Below are 21,075 nucleotides of genomic sequence, written 5' to 3' on the forward strand. Positions count from 1 at the left end.
AAAGCTAACAGTCGTCGCATTGCCGGCGGCATCACTCACGACAAGCGTGTAGCTGCCTTCTGCACTTATCGTAGTGCCCGAAGTATACGGCTGGTCGTTTAACAGAGCATTCCCCTCTGTAAACGTAATCGTTCGATCCGTATTATAACTCACCCCGTTCACGACACCGGAAACGGCTGGAGGTGTTTTATCAACAGTAAAAGATACCGTCGTTATATTGCCGGCCGAATCCCTGACCACAAGCGTATAATTACCGTCCGTACTTACTTTACCGCCCAAAACAAACGGTATACCATTTAATGTAGCTGTCCCTTCATCGGACGTTATTGTGATGTCGGTATTATACAATCCGCCTTGGGTAACCCCCGTTATTATAGGAGGAATGGTATCCAGCGTTATGGAGTCTTGATAGATCACGGATTCTGCATTCGAGCTGTCGCGAAGCTGATAATAGACTGTTTTAAGTCCGTCTCCGGTGGTCAGCGTCCAAGATCTCGTTGCTGCAGCCGCCTCCCAGTCCGACCAATCGACCCCATCGTTAGATAATCTCATTTCAACAGAATCACCGTTGGGATCACTGTTCGTCAAATTCAAATTCACACTGGTTGTATTGGTATAAAGCATCCCTCCAGCGATTTCAACCGAGCCCGTCGGAGGCTGATTTTCCTCATAGGTAACAATCAGCTGCGGACGCTTGTAGGCATTGTCTATTTCTTTAGAGTAAATCATCATTTTCACAGTATCAGTTAAGGACTCATTCCCTGTCAGCACAAAAGTAACATTCCGATCGTTTGCGTCTGTCTGTACATTAACAATAGAGGTTACGTCTATGGACAGTTTCTGATCTTCCCCGGGATTTGGAATCTCGTTGTAATTTACATGTACAGGGGGTCCATCCAGTTGAAAGGTGGGAAATACCAGATCGTCATCCATCATCGTGTTATTGGGAGAACCCCAAACATCGATGTAAAATTCATTCCCATTAAGAGGATCAACGTCCGCTACTAAAGTAAGCTGAAGCTCGTATTTAGTAACTGTTCCTGGGATCGACCCGAGGTTAAAACGAAGGGCTGCTCTAGCAGGTTCTACTGGACCAAAAGGATCTGTTGTGCCCACATATAATTGTTGGGCAGTGTCATCCGTCCCGACATAACTATTCCCTACGGCAAGAAGATCCGCTTCCACTTCCAAATTTCTCGTAGAGGCATGTGCCGTTGTACTTAGCAGCGCCGGAGATACGACTCCGGCAAGCAGTAATACCGCCAGGACAACGGATAATGTCTTTCTGTACATAAAAGATATCCCCCCATATTTAAATAATAGTTTAAAAGTAAAATGACCTGAAATCCTTATAGAAGTCAGGTCAGTGAGTTGAAAATAGAATATAAATCAGATTACGATCTGGGAGGGAAAATCCCCTCCAGTGCAATAATAAAATTAAGTCCAAGATACGGCTGTCTATTATTGTGCGGCTGGGTGCCGCCTTGTGGTTGAATTGCTCTTGGACTCATGGGCGTATCCGGAGCAGTTCCGTAGATTTTTTGCCCGCTTAATCCGGCAGAGTTAGTCCAGATCGCCCCTGTGGGGGTAGCGACTCCATTAGATACGGATTGGCTGTTCGGAACATGCGAATGTGAAGGAATTTGAGTTTCCAGCAGCGTGACGGCAGCTGAACCTGCCGGTTCACCAACCCTGTAATCGCGCAATCCGGGACCTCGTCCCTGGTGAATCGGAGCCCGGCCCTGGAAATTCGGAAGGGCAAAGGTGGTTTTTCCGTCACCTCCGTATTGCGTCCCCAACAGGGAGAACAAAGCCGTATATCGGGTAAGCGGGAGCAATTGACCGTTACAAAACGCCCAGCCTTTAGGCTCAAAATTTCCGGCAAACAAACGAATTTCTCCAAGAAACTGGTCCATGCTGCTCCTCCTAATTCCTTGACGGGTAAATTCCGTTAATGGCAATACAAAAAGACAACACATTATAAGGCTGCATATTGTTATGAGGCTGGCTTTGTCCCGTCGTGGATAGAGCGTTAGAGCTCATTTGTGTAGTTGCCTCAGCCGCATACATAGACGAGGGGGCAGTCCCCCAAACATTATTCGCCGCTTTGTTTGAGGACGAAGTACCAGCTCCGAATACGAAATGCGTATGTTGAGGCATTTCTTGGACCGTTAATGTATGATGCTCTTCGCCTGCGGATTGTCCAAGCTGTACACCATTGCCCGGGTGAACGGGCACTCTACCTCTAAGATCCGGCAGGGCAAACGTAGTAACCCCGTCACCGCCGTAAATGGTACCCAGTAAGGAATATAAAGCCTGGTTCTGATGAATCGGGAGAGTCTGTCCATTGCATGCGGCCCAGCCTTTAGGGACAATCCCGAAAGAAAACGAGCGAATTTCACCTAGGAAAGGTTCAGACATAATAATCCTCCTCAAAATTTTTAACCCTGCATCGGATAAACACCAAATAATGAGATAATAAAGGTGGTCGTTAAAATCGGCATCACATTGTCATGCGCCTGATTTCCGCCGGAAGGAGTAATCCCGGCTGGATTCATGGTTCCGTTCGGTTCGCCGACCACATAGGGCCTTGCGTTGCTTGATCCCCAAACGTTATTTTGCGGGCTAACCGACTCACTGGCTCCAGCATTTGCGGAAACCATATGCGTATGAGCAGGAAGTTGTCCGGTAGTTAAAGTAGCCGTTTCAGAGCCTCCAAGCTGTCCTAGCGCATACAAGGTTCTTGTAACAGGATTTTGACCGGTATGCAGAGGAATTCGCCCTCTTAAATCAGGGAGAGCGAAAGTATTCCGTCCGTCACCTCCGTAGGTTGTGCCCAAAAGCATAAACAAGAGGTCATATTCGCTAATGGATAACAGACTTCCGTCACAAAAGGCCCAACCGGCAGGCGCAAAGTTCCCCGCAAACATGCGGATTTCTCCAATATAGGGCTCACTCATTTCCAAATCCCCTCTCCCTCATTGTCCGGATGGATACGGATACCAACTCATTTTCAAGTACAGGTCATCCGAACTACCGGTTAGCTTAAAGCCCAGCCTTTCATAAAGCCGCCGGGCACGGTTATTTGACATAACTTGAAGCTCAATTGTTTGTGATTTCGCTATAGCCGCCTGCTGCAGCTGCCTGATCAGCGATTCTCCAATTCCACGGCTTCGAAAGCCTGGAAGCATTGAAATATCAACCAAGCTGATTACACCCGTAGTCCGATTAAGGATAATACGCCCAGCCGGCTTTCCTTCGTAAGAGATAATGAATTGCTCCGCATCGGGATATTGCAGCAAGTACGAACCCTTTTGCAACCTCCACTGCATATCCAGAAACTGCTCAATCTGCGTCTCTTCCCAGCCCCATAGCAAAATCTCGTCTCTTCTCGTCGAAGCATACAAGTGGTATAAGAACAATTCGTCTTCGATCCCTGCCAGTCTTGTTTCTATCATACTAAGCCTTTCGTATGGATTTGGATTAGCCGTTTGCTGACTTGAATTGATAAATTTCCTGTCTACGACAAAAATCACTATTTTACGTTAGTAATTCTACATTTATTTGGATATTCCTTCCTTAATTCATAAAAATAATTAGTTTTGTCAATGGTGCTAACAACCCATGCCTCTGGAACGCAAATAGGGCCAGACATATAACGCCTGGCCCTACTTTTTTCTCAACTTTAATAATGGATATATCCGAGGTATTAGCTGCAGCACATTACAGCTTTATTGATATCCGACTTCTTTATATGAACATTACCAAGCTCATCTGTTCTGAACTCAATCTCATTGTCGCCAAGTCTTTGCTCAAGAGACGTTCGCGTTTCGTCGGTAAGAGCGTTCGTTTCCGCGAAAATGACATAAGGATCCGATTTAGTACAACTTGCTATGGATATACAGGCCATTGCTAAGATCGAGACGAAAACCGCCTTCCTGCGAAAAGAATCTAGTTTCATTTCATCCCCCTGGCCGAGTATTTAAGGTCTAAAACACTGTTTAACCGTCCCTTTTCCTTCATTAACCTCAACCTCGGCATATGCACCGTTTATAAACGTAACCTGCGGGGGAACATGGCCGCAATCGATATCATAAATCACCGGAATTCCTAATTCCCGGGACAACTCCTCATATATATCTTCTAAAGTATAATTTTCAACAGGCCGATTTACGCCGCTTCTGCCGAACATAATCCCGGAACAATGATCGAACCACCCGGCGAGTTTCATCTGAACCAGTGATCTGCGTATGTCCGTGGTTACCAGTTCACAGTTTTCCAAATACCAAATGACCGGTTCATTATGGATATGAGCACTTTGAAAATGCCGCACGTCCCCAAAAGGGGTACCGATCAAATGCCGGATCGTATCGATACAGCCTCCCAGCAGGCGGCCTTGTAATTTTGCACCCGATCCCGATACAACCTTCCAATGAGTCTGCTCCGTTAAATGGAAAACAAACGGGGACTCGGCTTCGTGGTTCCATTCTTTTTGATATAGCGGCGATGAATGCTGTTCGATAGATTCCCCTGGCTTAGTTGATAATACGGATTGCCACATAGCTGTCGTTTCGTCGCTGTACTCGCCCCTTAAGTCGATCAGATTCGTTCCATGTGCCGTAGCGAGACCCGTTTTCAGAGTGACGGCCAGCAGCAGCACACTGAGATCCGAATAGCCCAAAATCCACTTGCTTTTCAAGTGTTCAAAATCGACGTATTCCAAAATTTCGATTAACAATTCTCCGCCCCAGGGAGGAATAATCAGGTCGATGTTTTCATCTTGCATCATTTCGTTGAATTCCTTGGCACGAGTTTCAGCTGGCGCTGATTTGGCCTTATGCTGGGTCCACACCGTTTCGCCGCAAACCACGCTGTAGCCTCTTAACTTAAGCCGATCACAGGCACGGTTGACTAAATCATGCAGGTTCTCTTCCACTCCGGAAGAAGGTGCGGTTACCCCGATTGTTGTTGCTCCTTCTTTTAAAATAGGATATCGAATCATTTCAATCACCATCCTGCTCTATTTAATGAAAGTTATTTCTACAAATCATACATTACAAAGGATATAACAGGTAGTGATTTCCTGAAAATAATTTAGAGTCATCAGTTGGCATTGCTAAAAAGACCGATAATCCGCTCAGCCAACGGCTTCCATAAATGCGGATATTCCTGGTTGATTAACTGCCTCACCTGCTCGGCCCGGATACTGCTGAAATCTTGATCCTGAACGACAAGCGTGTAGGCTCCGTTTACCGTATCGCCAATGGCAATGTGCCCGCTCGCATATCCTCCTATAGCGATGTGCGAAGCGATGGCGCCGCCGCCTAATGAGAACATACCGATCGACAAACCGCCAATCGTCAGAATTCCTAGCGCAAGCCCGCCGATGGCCAGAAGGCCGGTCGCGACTCCCCCAACTCCCAGCAGCAAGCCAATTGCCAGCGCCGCCAGACTGATAAGGCCCCCGGCAAGCACCCCGATACTCAGGCCGCCCAGCGCAAGGATTCCAATCGACAAGGCCCCAATTGAAATATTGCCGACAGCAATGATTCCCTTGGCGACTTTAATACCGCGTCCTAAATGAATATGAACGAGCGGGATTCCGAATAACTTTGCTTTACTTTTGTACTCAAAATGAAAATAAGGACGCCAACCTGCCGGGACAATTCCCGGGACTTGGGATGGGGTTTCCTCGACAACACCCGGAATATCCTTGACCAGATGATCTATCGTTACGTGAAAAAGTTCACTTAATGCGATCATCTTATCCATCTCAGGATACGACTGCCCCGATTCCCACTTGGATACGGCTTGCCTGGATACACCAATTACCTCCGCCAAATTTTCCTGGGACATTCCCTTTTGTTTTCTGTAGCTTTGCAGTTTTTCCGCAAAGTTCATCGTCATCACCTCACGCACATCTTATAATAACGACCTATTTTCGGCTATCAAGTAAGGCTGGCAATGTGTCAACTACAGGTTGCGATGTGAATTTAATAGCTTTTCTTGAAACTGTTCTCGTAATAATCGAAGAATGCCGAGATCTCGGACGCTTTCTGTCTCAAGGCCTCGTCATCGGTGATCAACTGCCAGCCATAGGTGAAATAAGGCTCCCAGTTGGTCTTGCTGATAGGTGAAAGATCATACTGCTGTTTAACCGCGTCGATCGCGTCTTTGTAGTCTTTGGTAAACTGTTTAAAAGCTTTATCGGTATCCACGAAAACGGGCATGTCTTTTTTGTTATAACCCATTCTGTAGGCCTCCTCGCCGTTTCCGAAAGAAAACTGTGGATATTGCGCATCCATCTCCTTGACTACAACAGCAAGTTCATCTGATAAGCCCCCTGGATTGAAGCATCCCCCAAGCCCAAAAGCCATGCAAACTAATAGAAGCAACCCGATAATCGGTTTTCTCATGATAAGCTCCTAACCTCCTTAAGACTATCATTTGGCGATCCCAAAAAAATAAATCCGGAATTGCCTATAATTATATAGACAACCACGGATTCGTTCCATCGTTTACTTAACTTCTATTGTTCCTTCTCTCATGCTAAAATAGCCGTTTTTCACAAAAGAGAGGATTCTGCTGACGCTGATTCCGGTTTGGTTGGAAATGTCCAATACGATCGTGTCCGGCCGGGCCTCAACGATACTGCGTATTTTCTTGTAGGTCGTTTCGCAGCTTTGGCACATCCGGCTCTCCGATCTTTCATATAAATTACCGCAAAAATCACAAATCCGATAGTTTCCCATGATGTCTCCTTACGTTTCATTAATCTTTCGATTTTCAACCCAGCTGCGAGAATACTAGGAATATTATACTAGGATTTCAGAATTTTAAACAATATTAGTGATAAATTTCTCTTCAAGAGCGTTTAATCTATATAGATCGGAGAGGAGATAACCTGAATATGAAAAAATGGATTTTGGCGATCTTGCTCACATCCCTGCTGGCATCACTGCTCATAGGCTGTTCTGACAAGTCTGACGACTCGGGCGTCCAGAAAGATCAGAATATAAAGCCTCCGGCGGAAACGCAGTCAGTAGATAACGGAACAGATGCGGATACAAACGCTGGCGCGAATACAAATACCAATTCAAACGCAAACACAACTGTGGAGACTAAAATGCCTGGCCAACAACCCGAAGGGGAGCAACATCTCGCGGACATAGACAAATTAAGCACTTTGTTCGGGTTTACGAATTCGGACGGCAGCCAAATCATCGTGACGGGGCAGAATGCCGGACTGGACACTTCCATGCCGGATTACGGAAAAATAATCGGTGAAGGCGGAAAAACTTACAGTGTAAAATTTGTGAAATGGCAAAAAGGCAGCGAGCAAAGCAACGGCCGGGACACCGCCAACAATTTCGCCCACCTGGAGGGTTATATTTTCGATGTAATCAACGGAAAGGCTGCTGGCAACGAGACCTACTATGTGGTGAATGAGCAGGACTTTGACCTGAAATCATTGATTAAAATTTCTTCCCCCGAGCAGACGATGACAGATAAGGAGCTTGAAACGGAGGAAACGCTCAAGGATAACATCTCCCTCATGAAAGACCGGGGCGTAACCGATATGTGGAGTCTAGCCGACATCGGATCAGATCAAAAACTATATCTCGTTAAATTTGAAAATAAGGATAAGGACCGGCTATTCAGCATCGTCTTGTTTACCGGAGACGACTTCTTATTTCAGGATTATCCTGCCATTGCCGAGGACGACTATTCCGTCTGGCGTGTGGATGACGGCGGCGAGGTGTCGCCTGACATGTTTCCGCTGCTCTTCGCCGCTGAAACCAGGCAAGGTCTCCTGCTCGGCTTATCCTGGTGGGGATCTGAAGGACTCAACACCTTTTTCCTGGCGGAAAACGAGGGGAACCTCAAAGAACTGGAAATCAGTTACGGGCGGTATACCGCGCCTTGATGGATTGAAGTCTCGAATCCGTTGCAATCTTGGCAGTAACAACCGAAGCAATCGGCAGACCGCTCAACGTAGTTGGGTGGTCTGCTTTTTTGATGTGTTTTTGCCCCTTGCAATTATATCGGCATCCGATATAATATATCGTAAACGGATATATCGGTCGACGATATAATAAAGGAGTGGGGTTTATGCCAGAAAGCACGGCACTCACCGAAGCGGTTTATTACATCCTCCTGTCCCTCTATGAGCCCATGCATGGTTATGGAATTATGCAGAACGTATCCAAACTAAGCGGCGACCGGCTGACGTTGGCGGCGGGAACGCTTTACGGGGCGTTGAGTACCCTTTTGGAACGCGGATGGATTCAGTCTTTACCCGGAGAAACCAATTCCAGGAAGAAGGAATACGTAATTACGGCAGCCGGGAAGCAAGTCGTTCAAAACGAATACTCGCGGCTGAAGGAATTGATCGAAAACGGAGCCAAAATTATAGGGAGGGCGGATTTATGAAGCATACCGTTCATAAGGTATTTAGCATCGGGGCGTTTGAGAAAGAGGAGCAATGGCTTAATCAAATGGCGGCAAAAGGCATGATTCTGACCGACGTCGGCTTTTGCAAATACGTTTTTGAAGAAGGACTCCCAGGCAAATATATCTATCGGCTTGAGCTGCTCAATAATCTTCCTTCCCATGCGGAAAGCATTGCCTATATTTCATTTTTAGAAGATATGGGCATCGACCATGTCGGCTCCTATTTACGCTGGGTGTATTTTCGACGGAAAGCTTCGGAAGGCAACTTCGATTTATTTTCGGATATCGATTCAAGGATCGTCCATTACAAAAGAATAACCACCCTAAGCTCGGTATTGACCTTAGTGCTGGCGATTCTCGCAGTCGTCTATTTTGGGCAGGCAGTTAGTTTTTTTGCGACCCATACATCCGGCTTCTTCCAGCCGTTTCTTGGATATGGCATCATATTCACTATCGTTGCAGCCTTGTTTCCTTTAGTGACTCGACCTGTGCGAAAATCTTTAAAAGCTTTACTCAAGGAACGTTGGATTCGAGAATAAGGAACTATAATTACTAAGCGCAAACAAAATAGCTGGAGTCTATTGCCTCCAGCTATTTTGCGACTATGTTGCGTATATTCTATTTGCCGCTCCAGAGTTTGACACGGTCTTTGACGAATTTGCCGTAAGCTTCTTCCATCTCTTTCACGCCCGCTTTATCCAAATCCGCCATATAAGCGTCCCAGATTTTATCAAACTCTTCCGGTTTCGCCATGATGGCTTCCGGAACCCGTTTCCAGGTGATGTCCTTCATTTTGGCCATAAGAATCGTTGCCTTGCTGTCGCTCGGCAATGCGATATTGTAAACTGCGCCTGCCTTTCTTTCCGGAAACTCTTCCTCACTCGGGAACAGGTCTTTCCAGTGTTCGATCTTGTAAGCTGCCAAAGCTTCTTTTTCAGGCGCGCTGTAAGAAGCAGTAAGGGATTCGCTGTTGCTCTTCGTAAAATAGTTACCGGTGGAATCCTTGATTCCGTCACCGTAATGGACCGAGAGATTCCAGTACAAGCCGAGACCCGATTCCTTCATATAAGCATTGCCTTCGTTGTCCATTTTCTCTTGTACATCTTTCGGAACGACTCTTTTTCCATCCTCAACAACGTAGTCTTCGCCTTCGACACCCCAGTTCATGAGGATTTGTCCTTCTTCCGAAGCCAGGTAGTCCAGGAATTTAATTGCCGCTACAGGATCCTTGCATTTGCTGGAAATCGCAATACCGTATCCTCCGTCAAAGCCAGCCGGCCAGAAACTCGCGTCTTTGTACTCTTTGGATACAGTAACCGGATAGTGACCATACGTCTGATCAAATTTGCCGGCAGACTTCAGAGCCTGCTGCGCCTCGCCATAATCCCAAGCCGGATCGATCAGGCCGAGTACCCGTCCGGAAGCAACTTTAGCTTTAAATTGGTCGGTCTTTTGAACAAAGCTCTCATTATCCAGCAAACCGCTAGCGTTCATATGGTTCAGCCAACGGAAATATTCACGCTCCTCCGGACGGCGGAAATGGTAAGTCACATCAAAGGTTTCTTGGTCGACGTAATATTCGCCGTCATCCGGCGCGCCCGTTGTAAAGAAGCCCATATTCGTCACCTGATACATATGCCAGTCATCCGCATTAAGCGTCAAACCGATGTTTTTGTTTCCATTTTCATCCGTCGGATGCTTAGCCAAATAATCCTTGATTACCTTCTCGTAATCTTCCAACGTGCGAATTTCCGGATAACCCGCTTCTTTTACAACGCGATGCTGGAGCTGGAATCCGTATTCAGCTTTGAATTTCCGCTCGTCGATGGAAGACCATGTCGGAATCGCATAGATGGACTGGTCGTCCAGACTATATTTAGCGCGAACGATTTTGTCGCCCAGCATTTTTTTGATATTCGGAGCATGCTCCTCAATCAAATCGGTCAAGTCCATAACCGCGCCCACATCCACCAGCTTGCCAAGATCCGCCTTGGCTGCGATGAGATCGGGAACCTCTCCGGTCGCCGCCATGATCGATACCTTCTGCACGGGATCTCCTACTGCAAACTCGGCATCCAATACGACGCCTGTTTTCTCCGTAAGTACTTTGCCGATTCGATCCTGCATGTCATTCCAGTTGGAACTCGCATCCTCGGAAAAATAAGTTAGCGTAACAGGACTTGATCCGTTACCGCCCGAATTCGTCGACTTCGCCGGATCTCCCCCGTCCGCAGCATTGTTCCCGCCGCAGCCTGCGAGCATACTTAGCAGCAGGCCCGCCGTAAGTAACGAGGCTGCCGTTCTCTTTACTTGTTTCTTCATAATGACATTACACTCCCCTGTTTAATAATATCATGTATAGTACAGGCTTACCTGGACATACCGAACCTCAGAACTCGACAGTTTTTACCAATGCATTCTGTAATTTAGCTCTTTACAGCTCCAAGCGTCATCCCTTTAACAAAATACTTCTGCAAGAAAGGATAGACGATCAGAATAGGGACTGTCGCCACGATGGTGATCGCCATTTTTACTGAATCGGGAGAAACTTGCGCCATGAGCTGCGACATATTTTCACCCCGTACGTTGTTGGCATTCGTCATCGTGCTCTGCAAGACTTTCATCAGCTCATACTGCAAGGTCGTCAACTTCTCGTTGGAACCGTTAAACAGATACGTATCGAACCATGAATTCCATTGCCCGACGGCGAGAAACAACGCAACCGTTGCGAGCGCAGGCTTGCAAAGGGGGAGAATGACCCGCCAGTAAATCGTAAAATCGTTAGCTCCATCCAGCTTCGCCGATTCCTGAAGCGCGTAGGGAATCCCGTCGATAAATGAACGGATAACGAAAATGTTGAATGCGCTTACGAGCCCTGGCAAAATATACACCGCGAACGTATTGATCAAGTTCAAGTCCTTGATGAGAATAAATCCCGGAATCAACCCGCCGGAGACATACATCGTAATGGCCAGGAACGTCGAGATGAAGCGTCTTCCTTGAAAGTCTACCCGAGCCAGCGTATAGGCCAGCATCGAACCGCTGACTAGACCCGCCAGCGTACCGACCAGCGTACGGAGCACGGAAATTTTGAAGCCGGTGATCAACCCGCTGTAGCTGAAGATTACCTTGTAATTTTCCAAAGTGAATTCTCTCGGATATATCGTAATGCCGCCCCGAACCGTGTCTACGGAATCATTGAACGAAATGGCAAGCACATTCAGGAACGGATATAGCGTTAAAATAGTAATGATCCCGATGAGCAGGTATACGATGAAATCGAATATCCAGTCTTGAGGAGACTTGGATGTCAATCTCATTCTTTTGGCGGATGTGGCCGATTCGGCTGCCTCCATATCAAAATCCCTCCTTGCACGATGCTTTTACATGATGCTTTCGTTTGCGAATTTTTTGAACATCCCATTCGCTACAAATAACAAAATTACGCTGATGACTGAATTGAAGATACTGATCGCTGTACCAAAGGAATATCGTCCCATGGATAATCCGTAATTTAACGCATATAAATCGAGTACCTCGGAATAGTCGCTCACCAAATGGTTGCCAAGCAAGAACTGCTTCTCAAATCCGATTCCGATCAAATGGCCGATGGACATAATCAACAGTACGATGATTGTCGGACGGATGCCCGGAAGCGTAATATGCCAGATTTGTTTGAGCCGGCTTGCTCCATCGACCCTGGCAGCTTCATAGAGTTCAGGCCCGATGCCCGAAATGGCGGCCAAATATATGATGGCGTTCCAGCCTGTCTCCTTCCATACGTCGGCTCCGGTTACGATCCCCCAAAACATATGACCCTTCGACATAAATTGAATCGGTTGATCGATAAGATGCAAGCCCATCAGCACGCTGTTCACCACACCGCCATCCGTAGACAGCATTTTGGTTACGATCCCCGCCGCTACAACCCAGGATACAAAGTGCGGCAAATACGAGACCGTCTGCACAAACCGCTTCAAAACCTGCACTCTCACTTCATTTAGCAACAATGCGAACAGTATCGGGAATACTAAACCGGCCACAAGTCCCATAAAGCTCATTGCTAACGTATTTCTAAGCACAAGGTAGAAGTGGTCGTCCTTAAACAAGGTTTGAAAATGCTCGAATCCAACCCATTTCTGACTAAAGAAACCTTTACCGGGTTTATAGTTTTGAAATGCCATCGTCCATCCCCAGAGCGGTAAATATTGAAAAATGAATACCCAGATTACGAAAGGAATCGACATCATATAAAGGAATCTCTGATTTTTGAACACTTTCCATCTCTGCGATTTTTTACTCAATCCGCCGCTAGTTTGGTTCTCTACTGTTATCGCTTTCATCTGTTTGTTTCCCTCCTCTCATTTCTAATCCTATAGCAATTATTAAGAGAGAAATATATCTTGGATTTCGCACAAATTCATTCCAAAATCCACAGTGTTTTCTGAAACTATCATCGTTTGCAAAACAAGGGGAAAATAAAATCCCCCCTGTCGGCAGCATGTAGATGCCGTACAGGGGGGGATCGGTGACTCAAGCATTCATGAAGTTCATATAAACCAGCAAACGTTTAAGGATAACGGCTGTTTGGGCACGGTTCACCTTACTTTTCGGTGCAAATCGGTCTGCGGTTTCTCCTTGAATTAGTCCCGAAGCTACCGCTTGTTTAATACTATGTGTCGCCCAGGAACTAACGGATGAACTGTCGCTGAATTGTTCCAACGTAATGCCTGTTGCTGCCGGGGCCTTACCTGAAATAGCCGCCGCACGAAGTATCATTGCAGCCGCCTGCTCACGAGTTATTAGAGCATTCGGTTGAAAAGTACCATCTCCCAAACCTTGGATTATTCCCATTTCACTCGCGGCTTGGACCGCTCCAGCATACCAGTCCGTTTCCGAAACATCGGAGAAGTCTCCAGTTACAGATTCAGTAGGCAGGCCGAGTGCTCTGCTGATGAGCACAGCGAATTCGGCGCGCGTGATCGATTGGTTCGGTACAAATGTCCCGTCACCTGTCCCGTTAATCACCAGTTTGTTGGACATTTGCTCGATATCGCCCTTCGCCCAGTGCCCTTCAAGATCGGCGAACGTTCGGTTCAGCTTGACCACGGTATAGCGACCGTTTTGGTTATGCTTGATCGTCACGACGGTCTTTCCGTTCCGTGTTGCAAATACCGCCGGTACAAACGACATTTCCTTGGTTACCGGATCAATCGACACCGCCGTCAGATTGTCCCCGATCGCCGGCGGGATCGTAATCGTTCGGGTTACATAGGTGTTTCCAAAGCTGTTGATTTCTACAGATCCGTTACCGGACTCAGCCGTAATGCTAAACTCGAACACATCACCAGCCAACTGGGCATTCGAGGACTTTGCCTTATTGAGGATATCCGTTTGTATTTCCGAATCCCTTTTGATTTTGACGGATATTGATGTTTTTGCAACCTCAGTGCCTAACTGTTTCGTTACTGAATCAACATCGATGAGCTTAACCGGAAGGCTGTAAGTAAAGGAATCCGACTTTATCAGGATCGTCGCATTAGGCATACGGCGTGCCGCCTCGGCGAGAGATCCTGCCGGAATGATGACCTCAGCCGTATCGCCGCCTTTTACTTCAATTTCAAAAACTTGCAACTCCGCGGGTTGCTCCTTTAATCTGTCGAGCGCTTGGGTAAGCTTCGAGCCATCCACCTCGACACGCTGAATCCCCTGGTTGCCGGTATCTCCTATGCTTCCTATATTTTCAGGTTTCCCCGAAACGCCTGTATTTCCAGCATTGCCTGTATTACCTGTGTTGCCTGTATTGCCTGTATTACCCCCATTTCCTCCACTTTCTCCATTATCTTTGGAGTACAAATCACTCGGAAGTTCGTCGAGCGTAATGACGTTATCGTGGTGATATACCTTTTGCAAATGTTCCAACGTATTCGTTTTCCCATCTCTGATAAAGTCGCCGGTCCAAGTACTGAAAAAGCTCCAGTCTGCGCCATATGCCTGCAGCAAATCCGGATCCGGTATCGGACCATTCTCGGCTAAACCAACCATCTTCTTATCATTTACCAAGGAGACAAGCCCCTCATATTTTGCAATGCTCGGATTGTAATCCCCTGCCGGATTATAGATATCCACACTTACGATGTCTACTACATCGTCGCCCGGATACCAATCCTTATTTTCGGAGTTCCATACCCAGATCAGATTGTTTAATTTATGATGGTTGGTCAACCGATCGTACATCAGCCTGTACAGCTGTTTCGTAGGTTCAGGACCTTTGGCACCCCACCAAAACCAGCCTCCCTCCGCCTCATGCAGAGGTCTCCATAACACCGGTACGTTGTTATCTTTCAACCGCTTCAACTGAGCTGCGATGGAATCGATATCCCGGATCAGCAGCCCGTAATCCTCCGATTCCGGATTACTGAGCGCATATTCAACATCAAAGGTCGTAAACTCGGTATAGAACCCTCTCCACCATTCGTAACCCGGCTCATTACCGCCGATTCCCTTCGGCGCATTCCAATGCCAGCACAAAGCAACGATCCCGCCGCGTTTGTACCATTCAATCATCTTCTCAGTCTCTGTAGAGGTAGCTCCGTTTTCAACACGAGATGGAGAGTAATCGATCAAGTCCGTGGAGAATATCGCCGGGTATTTTCCGGTCTGTTGATTAATCCACTCCACATCCTCAAGCGTCTGCTGTCCGGAAATGATATTCCGCCCGTACTGGCTGAGTAAGTAGTTCATCAGCGATCTGGTCTCCGGCGATGACTCCGGATTGTTCAATGTACCTGTCACATCATGCCCCTCCGGTTTAGCGGTTGGCGTCAACTTGACGTAGTCAATGTTGTACCACCCCCAGTTCGGCAAAAATTCAATGGTGTTATCACCCTCATTCAGAAGAGCTTTGCCGGCGGAGACTTCGATGAATTCCGTGGTTTCGGTGAAAGTAATCTCCGAGGTTTCCCCGTTAATCACCATGCTCGTCTTCTTGTCGCCGTTCGGAGAGCTATAGCCGATAACGATATCATACATGCCTGCCGAAGATGCCTTGTAGATCAGTTTAAGCGACCCCGATTGCTGGAACGCTGCGTACCCTTCCCCGGAGTACCCCTCACCAGAGGTGCCTATCGATACATCCCCGGTCATTATTCCGTCCTCTGCCTCAAGCATGCTGCCTGATGCGGGTGCGTTGGCCGGTTCAATCTTGATATGTTCAATACCATAATATCCCCAACCGCGCATAATTTTGATGGTATTGCTGCCGGCGTTAAGGAGCACTTTGCTGGCCAGCTTTTCAGCCCGCACAGTTCCGGGCGAAGGTGACTCCAGCGTCAATTCTCCGGCGCCCGCTCCATTGATCTGGATACTTGTTACCTTATCCCCGTAACCTTCAGGAATGTAGTAGCCGATACTTAGTTTATACAGACCCGCTTCAGCAACGTTCACCGGAAATGTAGAGCTGCCCGCCGGTTCTGAAGCGCTTTCATCTTCACCGAAAAAATATGAGATATAACCTTCCCCGTCATACAAAGGATCACTATCTTCACCGACTGGACCGCGCTTCTCAATGCCGTACCCTTCCAACTGAGCATCGGCATACGTGACTGTAGTGACACTCAGGGGATCTGCGGGCGGCGGCGTGATATTAACATCCGGCACCTCAGAAGAAGCAACTGCTAACAATCGAACCGAATCCAACGTTCCCATCATAGACAACAGCAAAGCGACACATAAAATAACTGAAATCCTTCTAACTATCTGCGTAGTCATTAAGCTCCTCCCAACTTCTCAGCATGATTTGGAAACCATTATAAAACGCTTTCAAACCCAACTTTAAAGGATACAAAGAAATAGAAACATATCATTAATTCATACATTTTCAATTCACAATCTACAGTGATTTCAGAAATAACCATATGTTTTCATTCTGGGAAAAGGACCCCTTGCCGGCATCTGGCCATAATCTGAACAAGGGGGTAACGCATCTTGATTAAGATTTCTTTTGATAGGCGGAAGGCGATTGACCATCGATTTTTTTGAATTTGCTGTGAAAATAATTGACGTTCGGATACCCGACTTTTTCAGCAACCTCATACACCTTCATCCCGCGAGCAAGCAGCTCCTTGGCTTTTTTAACCCGGACATGGTCCAGATAGGTATTAAAATATTCTCCGGTGTGGTTTTTAAATAGCTGGCCGAGGTAGGATCTGCTGTAATTGAACAAGCCGGACAAGATTTCCAACCTCAGGTTCTCGTTGTAATGCCGGTCTATGAAATCGAGCATCCGCTTCATTTCGTTATCCCTGCTGGAATAGTCCGAACAGCGGGCAAGTCTTTCCAGAACGGCCGCTACATAGTCGACTAGATCCCGAATGCTGCGCTGACTGTAAATCCCCGCAAGAAATTGGGTTGGATCCCCGGAATAATCCGATTCCTGCCAAAGGCTTGGAGAAGTTTTTCGAACCGTTTCATTGGCCAAGTAAAAAAATCGTTCCCGAATCTCCGTTTCATCTTTTCCTTCGGCAACCATTTGGGCAGCCACCCCATCCAGGATGGACTGGATCGCTTCCGCATGTCCAACATCTACCGAGTAAAAGAGACGAAATGCCGCTTCTTCCCCGTCCTCGGGTGACGTATCAAGCAAGCCTGCGGTTGCATGTCTATAGCTTTCCGGAAGTTCAGGCGTCAACAGCCTGCCTTTGTCATAAAAAAACCGGTGTTCCAGCAGCGATCGGGCCGTGCGGAACGATTGCGGGATTTCGAGAAGCGATGGAACCGTTTCTCCTGCCGCCGCTTCCATCTCACCGCGGATTTCAGCAGACAGTCTCAGCAGCTCCCTGTACAGATCCGCCCGGCCGAACTCGCCGACTGGCGGTTTGCTAAGAAGCAGCACGGTATAAGGAGCAAAATTAAGAACAACACCTTGACCATCCGAGGCATATGCAACGACCAAACGTTCCCGGAAATTGCGAATCCGCTCATCCTCTTCCTGATGCAGACCCGGAAAGGAGATCAGTACAATCTGATATTTCGGCCAATCCATGCCAAGGGAATCGGCCAAATCCTTAAAGGAACCGCTTTCCAAATCATGGGCACCGGAGAGAAGAGAATATACGACCCATTCCCGGGAATGGGATTCCTGCTGCACCTTCTTCTCCGCACGTTCCTCGGTAAGGCGGACATGCAACTTTTGAAGAAGAGAAGAGAGCTCCTCTTTATTTACCGGTTTAAGCAGGTAATCCTCAGCCCCGTTCTTAAGCGACTGGCGTGCATATTCAAAATCTGCATATCCGCTAAGAACGATCGCACGGTTGTTCATACCACGGTTGCGAATTTCTTGAAGGAGCTGAAGCCCATCCATGCCGGGCATACGGATATCGACCAGCAGCACATCGGGATTCTGCTTCTCAAGGAACGCAAGAGCTTCCTTTCCATTCGACGCGGTGCCAACAATCTCGTAGCCCAGCTCCTTCCATGGAATCAAAGTCTGCAATCCAAGGCGCAGTTTTGGTTCGTCATCAACAATCAGTACTGAGAACATTGGAATCATTCCCCCTTGGTATGCTAAATGTGATCCGGGTTCCTTCCCCTTCTTTACTTTTAATCGAGAGTCCCGAATCATTGCCGTAGGTAAGCCTTAATCGATCATGCACATTTCTGAGCCCGATCCTCCCTTCGCTTTCCTCCGGTTCCTTTAACTTGTTCTGTAAGTCCTCCATCTTCTGCTGAGGAATACCAGCCCCATCATCCTCAATCTCCACGAACACCTCATCGTCTCCTCTGGCCTCCGTTCGAATGGTGATCAGCATAGGCCCCTCCTCTTTCCCATCCAATCCGTGAAAAATCGAATTCTCCACAAGCGGCTGGAGAATCAAAGGCGGGATTTCGATTTCTCCGGTGCCCGGAGCAAGCGCTATATCGTAGAGAAGCCTGTCTTCATATCGGAACTTTTGGAGTTCCAAGTAGCACTGCACCATCGCAAGCTCCTCGGAGAGCCGGATCTTACCGCTTCCGACCTCTAAGCTGCTGCGAAGCAAGCTGCTTAGCTGCCAGACGGCTTGGGCTAAATCCTCCTCGCCCCGGATATGGGCCTCCATTCGAATCGATTCCAGGGTGTTGAACAGGAAATGCGGATTGATTTGACTGGCCAGCATCTTGAACTTGATCTCGTTTTGCCTGGATTCCACCAGCCGTTTTTGCTGATTACTCTCTTCCACTTCCAGCATCAACTGGCTAATTCGTTGGACAAGCGAGTTGAATTGCCGGGAGAGCTGACCGATTTCATCTTTGCCGTCCAGGTCAAGATACGCATCCCAGGAACCGGGACCGGTGCCTACTCTGGACATTTGTTTGCTTAGGCGCAGCAATCTGCTCGTAATAAGAGATGCCGAGGCGGAGACAAGCAATACCGCTATAATCAGACAGCCTCCAAGAACCATGATGGCCAGCCTAATCACTTTATTCGCATCCCGGACGATATCGGACACCGAGAATACCGAAATGACCCGCAGCCCATTCCAACTGCTCTCCGGGACCAGGCTGGAGATGACCACTTTGGATGGCTCGCCATCCATAACGGCATCAAAGCTGCCGGCCTGTTGCGTCAGTATATTGTCTCCGGCATGCACTTCAGCAAGATTTCTGCCGTACATATTCGGCCGGTTAGCGGCTACAATATTGTTTTGGTCGTCCACGATCATCGTCGTAAACGATTCTTGAGAAAGGATGGAATTCAATAACGAGGTATTTACATTAATGACAAGCACGCTTTCCTGACCAGGTTCATCGAGGCTGATTTTTCGAGCCAGACTTAAATAATACGTCTGATCGCGTTCATCCTGAATAAATCCCCAACCGGCCAGCCCTTTTTTGCTTAACGCCGTTTTGTACCACTCCTCCTGCTCTGTCTTGGCGTCAGGCGGCATGAACTCCCAGTTGTTCAGCATCGTCGGGTTATCCGTGTAGAGTCTAATAGCTTTAACCTCTTTATATAGCCGTACGTAATCCCGTATGTCGGTGTATTGCCGGTACGTCTGAATGACCTCGATGTAACTGCCGTACCTTCGGCTAGCTACGGATTTCATACGGCTATCGTTGGAAAGCTGGTACGAGATATCAAGCGGCACCTTGATTACCTCCTCCGTTCTTTTCCGAACACGGTCAACATTGTCCACGGCTTGTTCGAAGGCATCCATGATCATAACTTCACGCAGCTTGCCGGTTAAGTAAATTCCGCTGGCCAGAAGTGGAACTACCGCAACCGTGATAAAGATAAGAGACAATTTCTTTCTGAGTTTTATGTCATTCAGCATTCTGACAAACATCATGTTCTGGCCCCCTGTTTTGGAACTTCCATAAAAACGACCCCTTTCATAAAAAGGGGCCACCGGTATTCCATGACAACAATATAGAATTCAATTATACCGTCCGAAAAAAAATTTAAAAACAGGAGAAGTCTGTTAATAAAGCTTAGGCAATTTATCCAGTGTGATGGCGTAATCGTTATGATAAGCGTTATAAAGTTCCTCTTTTGTCGTAAACAACTCGGTCTTTCCGAAATCATTGGACCAGGTCATGAACCACAGCCACGGAATTCGCGATTCCGACAACCGGGCTACGCTCGGGATCGGTCCTATTTCGCCGAGGGCAACAAGTTTGCGGGTCGGGGTGATCGCGATCAATTCCTCATATTCCGCCCGTAAATCCATATGCTGATGAGCCGGCGGATACAAATCCCGGGAGATGATGTCAGCAACCTCGTCTCCGACATATCCTTCAACGAGCGGAGAATTCCAAACCCAGATCAGGTTGTTCAGATCATGAACATTCGTATACCGGTCATACATGATGCGGTATAACTGTCTAGCCGCTTCCGGACCTTTGCTTCCCCACCAGAACCAAGTTCCCTCGGATTCATGGAATGGCCGCCACAAAATTGGAATGCGCTTGTCGCGGAATTCCTTGAGAATCTCGGCCATCTCATCCATATCGGATATAAACGCCTTGTATTCGTCAGTTCCTTCAATAATCGCTTTGGTAGCGTCGAAATCGGTATGCTCCGCGTAGAAGCTTTTGTCCCGGCCGCCAAGCGGAGAGAACCAGTGCCAGGTAAAGGTGATCAGTCCGTTTTCCTTTTCCGCCCATTCCCAAGCTTTCTGAAGCGTATCCTTGTTCTCGGCAACCTCCAGCAGGCACTCTTCCCCACTGTCGTCATAATTGATGTTCGGTGAATAACCAAGCAATTCAAAGCCGAGCAGCGCCGGCGATTTCCCCGTCACTTCGCGAATGAAATGAAGTTCATCCTGAGCTATGGTCTGCGTATGCTGTCCCGTAATGATGCCCTTTCCGGATATTTCGCTTAAATAGTTCAGAACGGCCTTTACTTCATCGGATGCTTTGGGATTGCAAGGTACAGTATGGATCGTTTGCATGGAATCTACCCTTTCGTTACGCTCAATGACTAAAATGAGACGTTGTTTATTTTTTATAATACATATTTGTTATTTTTGTTATTACATTTGTCATAACAAACAAAACAAATATAACACCGAGATCATTAGCCAGTCAAATTTTCTCTATATTGGCGCGTCAAAAATCAAATAAACAACTATCTTGCTCTCT

At 47.4% G+C, this 21,075-nt stretch carries 19 protein-coding genes; 3 read left to right on the forward strand and 16 right to left on the reverse strand.

The window, feature by feature from the left end; genetic code table 11:
* The 9 genes from KJS57_RS21770 to KJS57_RS21810 form a co-directional block, all read right to left on the reverse strand.
* Window positions 1–1,293, reverse strand: a 1,293-nt coding sequence (locus KJS57_RS21770; RefSeq protein WP_213656342.1) for a DNRLRE domain-containing protein, incomplete at its 3' end; no start/stop codon positions are given.
* Between the two features lie 101 nt (window positions 1,294–1,394).
* Window positions 1,395–1,916: a phage tail protein gene (locus KJS57_RS21775; protein WP_211019903.1), complete on the reverse strand. Its 522-nt coding sequence runs from the start codon at window positions 1,914–1,916 to the stop codon at window positions 1,395–1,397.
* Window positions 1,917–1,926: 10 nt separating this feature from the next.
* Window positions 1,927–2,421 (reverse strand): phage tail protein, encoded by a 495-nt coding sequence (locus KJS57_RS21780; RefSeq protein ID WP_211019904.1) that lies wholly within the window; start codon window positions 2,419–2,421, stop codon window positions 1,927–1,929.
* A gap of 20 nt (window positions 2,422–2,441) precedes the next feature.
* Window positions 2,442–2,960, reverse strand: a complete 519-nt coding sequence (locus tag KJS57_RS21785) for a phage tail protein (RefSeq protein WP_211019905.1) — start codon at window positions 2,958–2,960, stop codon at window positions 2,442–2,444.
* An 18-nt stretch (window positions 2,961–2,978) separates the two neighbouring features.
* Complete coding sequence (locus tag KJS57_RS21790) at window positions 2,979–3,458, reverse strand: GNAT family N-acetyltransferase (RefSeq protein WP_211019906.1); 480 nt, start codon at window positions 3,456–3,458, stop codon at window positions 2,979–2,981.
* Window positions 3,459–3,982: 524 nt separating this feature from the next.
* Window positions 3,983–5,002 carry a S66 family peptidase gene (locus tag KJS57_RS21795; protein WP_213656343.1) on the reverse strand — a complete coding sequence of 340 codons (1,020 nt, stop codon included), beginning with the start codon at window positions 5,000–5,002 and terminating at the stop codon, window positions 3,983–3,985.
* A gap of 101 nt (window positions 5,003–5,103) precedes the next feature.
* Complete coding sequence (locus KJS57_RS21800; protein ID WP_213656344.1) at window positions 5,104–5,901, reverse strand: helix-turn-helix transcriptional regulator; 798 nt, start codon at window positions 5,899–5,901, stop codon at window positions 5,104–5,106.
* 92 nt (window positions 5,902–5,993) lie between these two features.
* Window positions 5,994–6,416 (reverse strand): hypothetical protein, encoded by a 423-nt coding sequence (locus KJS57_RS21805; RefSeq protein WP_213656345.1) that lies wholly within the window; start codon window positions 6,414–6,416, stop codon window positions 5,994–5,996.
* A gap of 102 nt (window positions 6,417–6,518) precedes the next feature.
* Window positions 6,519–6,752: a hypothetical protein gene (locus KJS57_RS21810; RefSeq protein ID WP_211019910.1), complete on the reverse strand. Its 234-nt coding sequence runs from the start codon at window positions 6,750–6,752 to the stop codon at window positions 6,519–6,521.
* Between the two features lie 158 nt (window positions 6,753–6,910).
* On the opposite strand from KJS57_RS21810, the gene KJS57_RS21815 reads away from it, so the two are divergent.
* From KJS57_RS21815 to KJS57_RS21825, 3 genes are all read left to right on the forward strand, one after another.
* Window positions 6,911–7,927 carry a hypothetical protein gene (locus KJS57_RS21815; protein ID WP_213656346.1) on the forward strand — a complete coding sequence of 339 codons (1,017 nt, stop codon included), beginning with the start codon at window positions 6,911–6,913 and terminating at the stop codon, window positions 7,925–7,927.
* A 185-nt stretch (window positions 7,928–8,112) separates the two neighbouring features.
* Window positions 8,113–8,433, forward strand: coding sequence for a PadR family transcriptional regulator (locus tag KJS57_RS21820; RefSeq protein WP_211019912.1), 321 nt, complete (start codon window positions 8,113–8,115; stop codon window positions 8,431–8,433).
* On the forward strand, window positions 8,430–8,993 hold the full coding sequence (locus KJS57_RS21825; protein WP_213656347.1) for a DUF2812 domain-containing protein: 564 nt from the start codon (window positions 8,430–8,432) through the stop codon (window positions 8,991–8,993). Before KJS57_RS21820 ends, KJS57_RS21825 begins: the two co-directional genes overlap by 4 nt.
* 79 nt (window positions 8,994–9,072) lie before the next feature.
* On the opposite strand, the gene KJS57_RS21830 is transcribed toward KJS57_RS21825, so the two are convergent.
* From KJS57_RS21830 to KJS57_RS21860, 7 genes are all read right to left on the reverse strand, one after another.
* Entirely contained in the window at window positions 9,073–10,776 is a 1,704-nt protein-coding gene (locus tag KJS57_RS21830) for an ABC transporter substrate-binding protein (RefSeq protein ID WP_213656348.1), read from the reverse strand.
* Window positions 10,777–10,880: 104 nt separating this feature from the next.
* Window positions 10,881–11,810 carry a carbohydrate ABC transporter permease gene (locus KJS57_RS21835; RefSeq protein WP_213656349.1) on the reverse strand — a complete coding sequence of 310 codons (930 nt, stop codon included), beginning with the start codon at window positions 11,808–11,810 and terminating at the stop codon, window positions 10,881–10,883.
* Between the two features lie 27 nt (window positions 11,811–11,837).
* A complete protein-coding gene (locus KJS57_RS21840) occupies window positions 11,838–12,797 on the reverse strand; it encodes an ABC transporter permease (RefSeq protein WP_213656350.1) in 960 nt (319 codons plus the stop codon).
* 190 nt (window positions 12,798–12,987) lie between these two features.
* Window positions 12,988–16,224 carry a glycosyl hydrolase gene (locus tag KJS57_RS21845; RefSeq protein WP_213656351.1) on the reverse strand — a complete coding sequence of 1,079 codons (3,237 nt, stop codon included), beginning with the start codon at window positions 16,222–16,224 and terminating at the stop codon, window positions 12,988–12,990.
* A gap of 220 nt (window positions 16,225–16,444) precedes the next feature.
* Window positions 16,445–17,995: a response regulator transcription factor gene (locus tag KJS57_RS21850; RefSeq protein ID WP_213656352.1), complete on the reverse strand. Its 1,551-nt coding sequence runs from the start codon at window positions 17,993–17,995 to the stop codon at window positions 16,445–16,447.
* Window positions 17,973–19,781 carry a sensor histidine kinase gene (locus KJS57_RS21855; protein WP_213656353.1) on the reverse strand — a complete coding sequence of 603 codons (1,809 nt, stop codon included), beginning with the start codon at window positions 19,779–19,781 and terminating at the stop codon, window positions 17,973–17,975. Before KJS57_RS21855 ends, KJS57_RS21850 begins: the two co-directional genes overlap by 23 nt.
* Before the next feature lie 132 nt (window positions 19,782–19,913).
* Window positions 19,914–20,885 (reverse strand): glycosyl hydrolase, encoded by a 972-nt coding sequence (locus KJS57_RS21860; RefSeq protein ID WP_213656354.1) that lies wholly within the window; start codon window positions 20,883–20,885, stop codon window positions 19,914–19,916.
* Between the last annotated feature and the right edge of the window lie 190 nt (window positions 20,886–21,075).

Origin of the sequence: Paenibacillus vini, from assembly GCF_018403325.1 — a bacterium.
GTDB lineage: Bacteria > Bacillota > Bacilli > Paenibacillales > Paenibacillaceae > Fontibacillus > Fontibacillus vini.

Coding starts and splice junctions, on each gene's coding strand:
- KJS57_RS21775 (WP_211019903.1), bottom strand. CDS start 1,916: ATGGACCAGTTTCTTGGAGAAATTCGTTTGTTTGCCGGAAATTTTGAG.
- KJS57_RS21780 (WP_211019904.1), bottom strand. CDS start 2,421: ATGTCTGAACCTTTCCTAGGTGAAATTCGCTCGTTTTCTTTCGGGATT.
- KJS57_RS21785 (WP_211019905.1), bottom strand. CDS start 2,960: ATGAGTGAGCCCTATATTGGAGAAATCCGCATGTTTGCGGGGAACTTT.
- KJS57_RS21790 (WP_211019906.1), bottom strand. CDS start 3,458: ATGATAGAAACAAGACTGGCAGGGATCGAAGACGAATTGTTCTTATAC.
- KJS57_RS21795 (WP_213656343.1), bottom strand. CDS start 5,002: ATGATTCGATATCCTATTTTAAAAGAAGGAGCAACAACAATCGGGGTA.
- KJS57_RS21800 (WP_213656344.1), bottom strand. CDS start 5,901: ATGAACTTTGCGGAAAAACTGCAAAGCTACAGAAAACAAAAGGGAATG.
- KJS57_RS21805 (WP_213656345.1), bottom strand. CDS start 6,416: ATGAGAAAACCGATTATCGGGTTGCTTCTATTAGTTTGCATGGCTTTT.
- KJS57_RS21810 (WP_211019910.1), bottom strand. CDS start 6,752: ATGGGAAACTATCGGATTTGTGATTTTTGCGGTAATTTATATGAAAGA.
- KJS57_RS21815 (WP_213656346.1), top strand. CDS start 6,911: ATGAAAAAATGGATTTTGGCGATCTTGCTCACATCCCTGCTGGCATCA.
- KJS57_RS21820 (WP_211019912.1), top strand. CDS start 8,113: ATGCCAGAAAGCACGGCACTCACCGAAGCGGTTTATTACATCCTCCTG.
- KJS57_RS21825 (WP_213656347.1), top strand. CDS start 8,430: ATGAAGCATACCGTTCATAAGGTATTTAGCATCGGGGCGTTTGAGAAA.
- KJS57_RS21830 (WP_213656348.1), bottom strand. CDS start 10,776: ATGAAGAAACAAGTAAAGAGAACGGCAGCCTCGTTACTTACGGCGGGC.
- KJS57_RS21835 (WP_213656349.1), bottom strand. CDS start 11,810: ATGGAGGCAGCCGAATCGGCCACATCCGCCAAAAGAATGAGATTGACA.
- KJS57_RS21840 (WP_213656350.1), bottom strand. CDS start 12,797: ATGAAAGCGATAACAGTAGAGAACCAAACTAGCGGCGGATTGAGTAAA.
- KJS57_RS21845 (WP_213656351.1), bottom strand. CDS start 16,224: ATGACTACGCAGATAGTTAGAAGGATTTCAGTTATTTTATGTGTCGCT.
- KJS57_RS21850 (WP_213656352.1), bottom strand. CDS start 17,995: ATGTTCTCAGTACTGATTGTTGATGACGAACCAAAACTGCGCCTTGGA.
- KJS57_RS21855 (WP_213656353.1), bottom strand. CDS start 19,781: ATGATGTTTGTCAGAATGCTGAATGACATAAAACTCAGAAAGAAATTG.
- KJS57_RS21860 (WP_213656354.1), bottom strand. CDS start 20,885: ATGCAAACGATCCATACTGTACCTTGCAATCCCAAAGCATCCGATGAA.